Source organism: Streptomyces sp. NPDC052910 (genome assembly GCF_055585605.1).
The window spans coordinates 427,502-433,516 of the sequence record NZ_JBVJJR010000004.1 but is presented as its reverse complement, the minus strand read 5'-3'; the positions used below and the strand labels follow the sequence as shown (position 1 = coordinate 433,516).

The window sequence follows — 6,015 nt, the reverse complement described above, 5'->3', positions numbered from 1 at the left end:
GCGCAGCAAGCCGGTCGCGGGTGACTTCAACGGCGACGGCAAGGCCGACCTCGGCATCCTCTACGACGAGGGCAAGGACAGGACCGGCAGCAACCGCACGGCCTTCCACATCGGCTACGGCCGCGCCGACGGCCTGAACGCCCCGAAGCGCGCCTGGGACAACAACGACACCACCACCGGAAGCTGGAACGCCGACCGCAGCAAGCTCGTGGCCGGCGACTTCGACGGCGACGGCAAGGCCGACCTCGGCGTCCTCTACAACAAGGGCCAGGACGACGACGGCAAGAACGAGGTCGCGCTGCACACCTTCACCGGCCGCGACGAAGGAGTCGCCCGGCCGCAGAAGGTCTGGGACAACGCGAACGCCACCAGTTGGAACTGGTACCGCAGCGACCTCGGCTGAGCCGGGGCACGTCCGAAGGCCCCGCCGGGACACCCGGCGGGGCCTCCGCGCCCGCCCGCGCGGCGTACCTCGGCCCGGGTGCGTCCACCACCGCCGTCGGCTCGGCCGACCGGTGTGGCCGGCCGGGTGATTCGGCCGTTCGTGAGGGCGTGCGTGCCCGGCCGTGGATGGTGGGCGATCGCCTGTGGGCACCGGTTGAGCCCGAGAGGTCGCCAGGGCCACGGTTGGTGGCGGGCATGCCCTGTCCGGAAAGCTTTCGCTCGTTCGTGGCTCGGGGATGTGCGGCAGCCGGGTCGAGCAGACTGTCCCCGTGGCGGTGCTTGGCCCGTTCGCACCGCATCGGCAGCGCGGGCACGGGGCACCGATGGTGTTCCATGACCCGGGGAGGGAACCCGTGGACGCGCCGGCAGCGAAAGCTCACTCCAGGCCCCAAGGCACACCCCTGACGACGAAGCTCCCGGATCTCACCGGTTTCGCCTCGGAGCTGGCAGCGGAACTCGAGGACGAGTACCGCCGCATCCTGCTTCCGTACCACCTCGAGAACCACGCGGTCGGCCTCGCGTCCGGACGCATGTTCCGTGCCCGGCTGGCGGCCGTCGCCGCCGGACCGGTCGCGAGCCGCCTTATCCGGCGCTGTACCGCCCTGGAACTGCTCCATACCTCGACGCTCATCCACGACGACATCCTGGACGAGGGCACCACCCGTCGCGGGGTGCCCACGCTCTGGAAATCCCTCGGTCCCGCGCAAGCGCTGCTGATCGGGAACCTCGTCGCGGCCCGGGCACTCGCCATCGCCAACGCGGACTCCCCCGAGCTGACACGTACCTTCATCGAGGTCTTCCTCCGGGTCAACGCCGCCCAACTGCGCGAAGGACGTGAGCACGGCCTGCTCAAAGCCCGGCCCACTCACGAGACCATCTACATCGGCAAGACGTCGTCGATGCTGGAACTGGCTCTCGTCGTGGGGTGTGTGTCCAGTCCCGACTGGCCCGTGGATCTCACTCATCTGGTGCCCGCGGTCCGGGAGTTCGGGGTCGGGCTTCAGCTCATCGACGACATCGAGGACACCCGCGCCTGGCTGAACGGCTCCGATGCGGGGAGGTCGAAGACAGCGGCCTTCGACGCCGACATCGGGAACTTCACGCTGCCTGTCACCCTGGTCCTCGAAGCGGCCCGCACAGGCCCGAAACCCGGCGACCAACTGACTCCACAAGAGTTGCGGACCGTGGACCGCACCTTCTGGGAGACCGGTCTGACGGCCGCACGGAACGCGGCCAACGATCACCTGCGGCGTGCCAGGGAGCATCTCGACAGGGAGTGGGAGGCCGGCGGAGGAGCGCCGTTGACGCGCCGGGTGACGGACTGGACCCTCCGGATGATCGAGTCCAGTCGGCAGAAGGGCCTGGAAACCACGCTCAGCGAGCTGTCCGACAGCGGCTGAACGCGCCGAGAGCGCGTCGGCCGAGGAGCCGCTTGGTCGTCGCGGGGGTCAGCGCGATGCGAGGTCGGCGAAAAAGATGGCGGCAGTGCCCAGCACGAGGAGCTGGAACGTACCGCTGACGAGGCGCCGGAGGGCGAGCAGACCGGCGCCCGTGGCCAGCGCACCGCCGGCCAGGACCCATACCGCTTGGCGCGCCACCCCTGGCGCTTCCGGTGGGTTCACGGTGTCGTAACCGTCCGCCCACGCGGTGATGCCGTAGCCGTAGAAGAACCAGGCCATCACCAGCAGGTCCGGAAACAGCAGCACCAGGCTGAGTCCGACTTCCCGGCCGAGTGACGGCCTCGCGCGCTTCGCGTCTCCCGTCGCCGTGTGTTCGGTCGCTCCGTTCATGGCGGCCAGTCTGCCGGTCCCGCGGAGACCGGGCCTGAGTACGCGTACTCAGGCCCGTGTGGCGACAGATGGGGACCACCTTCACGCCCGCTGACACCGTGTGAGATCCAGCAGCGACGTCGGCCGGGGGTGGCGGCCGTCCCAGGACCGCGCACTGGGACATCACGTTTCCGCAGATCATCACGTGGGACGTCCCACGCCGTCCCGTTCCGTCCGTCGTCCCTGGTCCCGACCGGATCGGCGGGGCACCTTTGCTGCCGTGCCGGGCGCCACGGCCCGGCCGGCAACGGAGGGAACCGAACCATGAACATGCGCACGAGTGCCGCCCTGGCGGCGACGACCCTGATGCTCGGCGGCGGGCTCGCGGTGGCACCCGCGGTCCAGGCCGCCCCGGCGGCCACCGCGGGCTCCGCGGCCGCCGCCGCCCAGAGCTGCCGGCAGGACAGCATCACCGTCCCGTCCGACCGTGGCGCAGTGGCCTACTGGGAGTGCCGGCGCAAGGCCGGCGGCAAGTGGCAGTCCAGCGTCCAGATCTGGGTGTACGACAAGAAGTCGGACGGCAAGTGCGTCTACGGCAACGTGAAGATCGGCGGCTGGCAGAAGACCTACAAGGCCTGCCCGAAGGGCAACAACGTGAACGGTGCCCGCACCGGCTGGCACGACGGCTACGACGCCCAGGTGACCATGTCGATCCGCTGACCCGCACGCTCGCGCATCCGTACGGCCGGCGGCGGCCCGCACCCAGCGAAGGGGGCGGGCCGCCGTCGGCCCGCTCCGGTCCCCGGATCCGTACGTCTCACCGTCCGCCGAGGCTGCTTCCGCCGTCGACGTCCAGGACGTGGCCGCTGATGAACCCGGCGTCGTCGGAGAGCAGGAACTCGACGGCCCCGGCCGCGTCGCCGGGGGTGCCCAGACGCCGAGTGGAACCTGCTGCCGGTGCTGCCGGCCGGCGCACGGAGGATCTTCCACGTCGCCCTCGGCATGGACGACGCGACCAGGCGGCGTGGCCGGGGACGGACCTCCCGCCCGGTCACTGATCGCCCTGCCCCACCACCGGACGACCACCGCGGCGATGACGCACGTCCTGCGGACGACATGGGCGGACGAGCGGCCACGCAACCCCCTTACAGCAACGGGGAGTTGCCTGTCGAAGCGCGGCCGCGCACCCGACCCCGCCACCACCCCGCCCCGCAAGCCTCCGACACGCCCGACACGCCCGGTCCGGTCACCACCGTCCGGGAACCCTCGGAACCCCGTTGTTCAGCCTCTTTCCGGCGTGTCCATCCCCCGCCCGGACCAGCTCCGTCACCGAATGGAGCAATACGGCTACCCTCCGGATGCCGCCATGAGAGTGCGGGGTGAACCTCGGAGCAAGGAGGTACACCCAATGAAGTCAATTCGTACCGCTCTCTGCGGCACTCTGACGGCGGTCGCCGTCTGTGCGGCTCCCGCCGCCGCCTACGCCCTCGAGGCCCCGTCGGCCCCGGCCGGTCAGGTGGTCAAGCACGGTGACCACGACCGCGATCACGGAGACCGTGACCACGGCGACCGCGACCATGGCAAGGACGACGACCACGGCCGCGACCACGACGGCCGGGACGACGACCACGACCGGGACAAGGGGCGTGACCACGACGACGGCTGGAACGAGGACCGCAGTCGCGACGGGCACGACGACCACGGCAAGGACGACGACCACGGCCGCAAGCACGAGGGCCGGGGCGACGACCACGGCCGGGACCACGACCGCGGGCGGGACGACGACCACGGTCGCGACCACGACCACGGGCGCGACAACGACCACGGCCGGGACCACGACCACGGTCGCAAGCACCACGAGGGCCGCAACGACCACCACGGCCGTCCGCACGGTCCGTCGCACGCGGGCGGCGGCGCCACCGCGCCGGTGGCCGCCGCGGAGTCCTCGTCCGTCGACACCCCCGTGCTCATCCTCGCGGGTGCCACGGCCGGTATCGCGGGCGGTCTGATCTGGTCCCGCCGCCGGGCCTCCCGCACGGTCAAGCAGTAACGGGAAGCGGATCGCAAACATGTCGGAAAAGCGCACAGGTGGTTTCGGCCGCCTGCTGACAGGGGCGGCCTGGACGGCACTACTGCTGGCCCTCTGGCTATGGGGCCACGACATCGCCGAGGAGCCGATATCCACGGCTCCGGTCACCGGTGACGTCAAGCCCTCCGGCCGCCCTCGCGCGCACGGCCTGCTGCCGGCACACACACCGCTGCCGGTGGCGGCCCCGCAGACCCTGGCCATCCGGGCCATGGGTCTGCGGGCCCCCATCGAGGGCCATGGCCTCGACCCCCAGGGCGGGGTCGAGGCCCCCTCGTACGACCGGCCCAACACCGTCGCCTGGTACAAGGACGGGCCGGCGCCCGGCGCCGTCGGGGCCGCGGTGCTCGTCGGGCACGTCGACACCAAGACCTCGCGGGGCGTCTTCTACGAACTCAGCACCGCGAAGCCGGGGTTGAAGGTGAACGTGGTCCGCAAGGACGGCAGCACCGCCGAGTTCACCGTCGAGGACGTCACCGTCGTCCCCAGGGACCACTTCGACGCCGACAAGGCGTACGGCCCGAAGGATCCCAAGCGGGCCGAGCTGCGCCTGGTCACCTGCGGCGGCGAGTACGACCGCGAACGGCACGAGTACACCGCCAACGTGGTGGTGTCCGCCTACCTCACCGGGACGAGCGGCGCTCCCGCCGCGACGGCCCCGGCACAGAAGCCGGCCGATCCGGCGGAGCCCCAGGAACACGGCGACGAGGGCGACGAGTCCTGACCGGCGCCTTCACGACGACGTCCGGCGTCTTCACGACAACGCCCGGCGTCTTCACCACGAAGCCCGCCGCCTCCGCCACGGCTCCCGGCCCCTTCACGACGACGCCCGGCACCGCGCCCGTAGCGCGAACAGGTGCGGCACCCGCGGCTCCGGGGCGGGCAGCCGCCACCAGCCACTCGCCGCGTCCCGGACCATGCCGGGCAGCCGGGGCCAGGGCAACAGCTCGGTCTCCCGCAGCACTTCGAGCTCCAGCCCGGCCCCGAGCACGGCCTGTACCGTCTCGCCGAGCCCGTGCCGCCACTCGTAGCCGGTCACGGCATCCGCCGGGAGCGGCGGGCCGTCCGTGTACGTCCGGGCGTTGTCGCCGCGGATCGGGCCCCGGCCCTCCAGGTAGTCGTGGCGCAGCAGCAGGTCCTCCTCGCCGGGCGCCGGGACCGCTCCCAGGGCGTTGAGCAGCGGGTGGAATTCCACCAAATACAGGACGCCGCCCGGCCGGAGCAGTCGGGCGACCACGTCCGCCCAGGCCGTCAGGTCGGGCAGGTAGCAGAGGGCGCCCTTCCCGGTGTAGACGACGTCGAACCGCCGGCCGCCGAGCGCCTCGACGGCCCGGTGGACGTCGGCCCGGACGTATTCGACGTCCCGGCCGCGCTCGGCGGCGAGCCGGCGGGCCCGTTCCACGGCGGCCGAGGAGAAGTCCAGGCCGACGGTGCGCGCGCCGCGGTCGGCGAAGGCGTGGGTCTCGGTGCCGAGGTGGCACTGGAGGTGGAGGACGTCGCGGCCGGCGAGGTCACCGAGGTCGGTCCACTCGAAGGGGGCGAACCAGTCGTCGGCGCTCCGGGAGCCGTCCAGGCCGTAGAAGGCGCTGGCGGCGTGGACGGGGGTGCGGGCGTCCCAGTTCCGCTCGTTGGCGCGCAGCATCTCCTCGGTCGTGGGCGGCCGTTCGCCGGTCGTCGGGATCGTGCGGTCGTCTGCCGTCATGGGGTCTTCCTACC

General features: G+C 71.9%; 7 protein-coding genes and 1 pseudogene. 5 read left to right on the top strand and 3 right to left on the bottom strand.

What is annotated here, in order from left to right; genetic code table 11:
* Window positions 1–403 (top strand): annotated as a pseudogene (locus ACZ6X9_RS18255) (FG-GAP-like repeat-containing protein); the annotation flags it as partial.
* A 394-nt stretch (window positions 404–797) separates the two neighbouring features.
* Complete coding sequence (locus ACZ6X9_RS18250; RefSeq protein WP_469778990.1) at window positions 798–1,844, top strand: polyprenyl synthetase family protein; 1,047 nt, start codon at window positions 798–800, stop codon at window positions 1,842–1,844.
* A gap of 48 nt (window positions 1,845–1,892) precedes the next feature.
* Here the strand turns inward: ACZ6X9_RS18250 and ACZ6X9_RS18245 are convergent, their stop codons facing one another.
* A complete protein-coding gene (locus tag ACZ6X9_RS18245) occupies window positions 1,893–2,234 on the bottom strand; it encodes a hypothetical protein (RefSeq protein WP_469778989.1) in 342 nt (113 codons plus the stop codon).
* 303 nt (window positions 2,235–2,537) lie between these two features.
* Between ACZ6X9_RS18245 and ACZ6X9_RS18240 the strand changes: the two genes are divergently transcribed.
* Complete coding sequence (locus ACZ6X9_RS18240; RefSeq protein ID WP_469778988.1) at window positions 2,538–2,933, top strand: hypothetical protein; 396 nt, start codon at window positions 2,538–2,540, stop codon at window positions 2,931–2,933.
* 97 nt (window positions 2,934–3,030) lie between these two features.
* Here ACZ6X9_RS18240 and ACZ6X9_RS18235 read toward each other — a convergent pair whose 3' ends face one another.
* The gene (locus tag ACZ6X9_RS18235; RefSeq protein ID WP_469778987.1) at window positions 3,031–3,189 is read right to left on the bottom strand and encodes an SDR family oxidoreductase; all 159 of its coding nucleotides are present in this window, start codon (window positions 3,187–3,189) and stop codon (window positions 3,031–3,033) included.
* A 432-nt stretch (window positions 3,190–3,621) separates the two neighbouring features.
* Between ACZ6X9_RS18235 and ACZ6X9_RS18230 the strand changes: the two genes are divergently transcribed.
* Together ACZ6X9_RS18230 and ACZ6X9_RS18225 are read left to right on the top strand one after the other, a co-directional pair.
* Window positions 3,622–4,263: a hypothetical protein gene (locus tag ACZ6X9_RS18230; RefSeq protein WP_469778986.1), complete on the top strand. Its 642-nt coding sequence runs from the start codon at window positions 3,622–3,624 to the stop codon at window positions 4,261–4,263.
* 19 nt (window positions 4,264–4,282) lie between these two features.
* Entirely contained in the window at window positions 4,283–5,023 is a 741-nt protein-coding gene (locus ACZ6X9_RS18225; RefSeq protein WP_469778985.1) for a class F sortase, read from the top strand.
* 93 nt (window positions 5,024–5,116) lie between these two features.
* On the opposite strand, the gene ACZ6X9_RS18220 is transcribed toward ACZ6X9_RS18225, so the two are convergent.
* On the bottom strand, window positions 5,117–6,001 hold the full coding sequence (locus ACZ6X9_RS18220; protein WP_469778984.1) for a class I SAM-dependent methyltransferase: 885 nt from the start codon (window positions 5,999–6,001) through the stop codon (window positions 5,117–5,119).
* Between the last annotated feature and the right edge of the window lie 14 nt (window positions 6,002–6,015).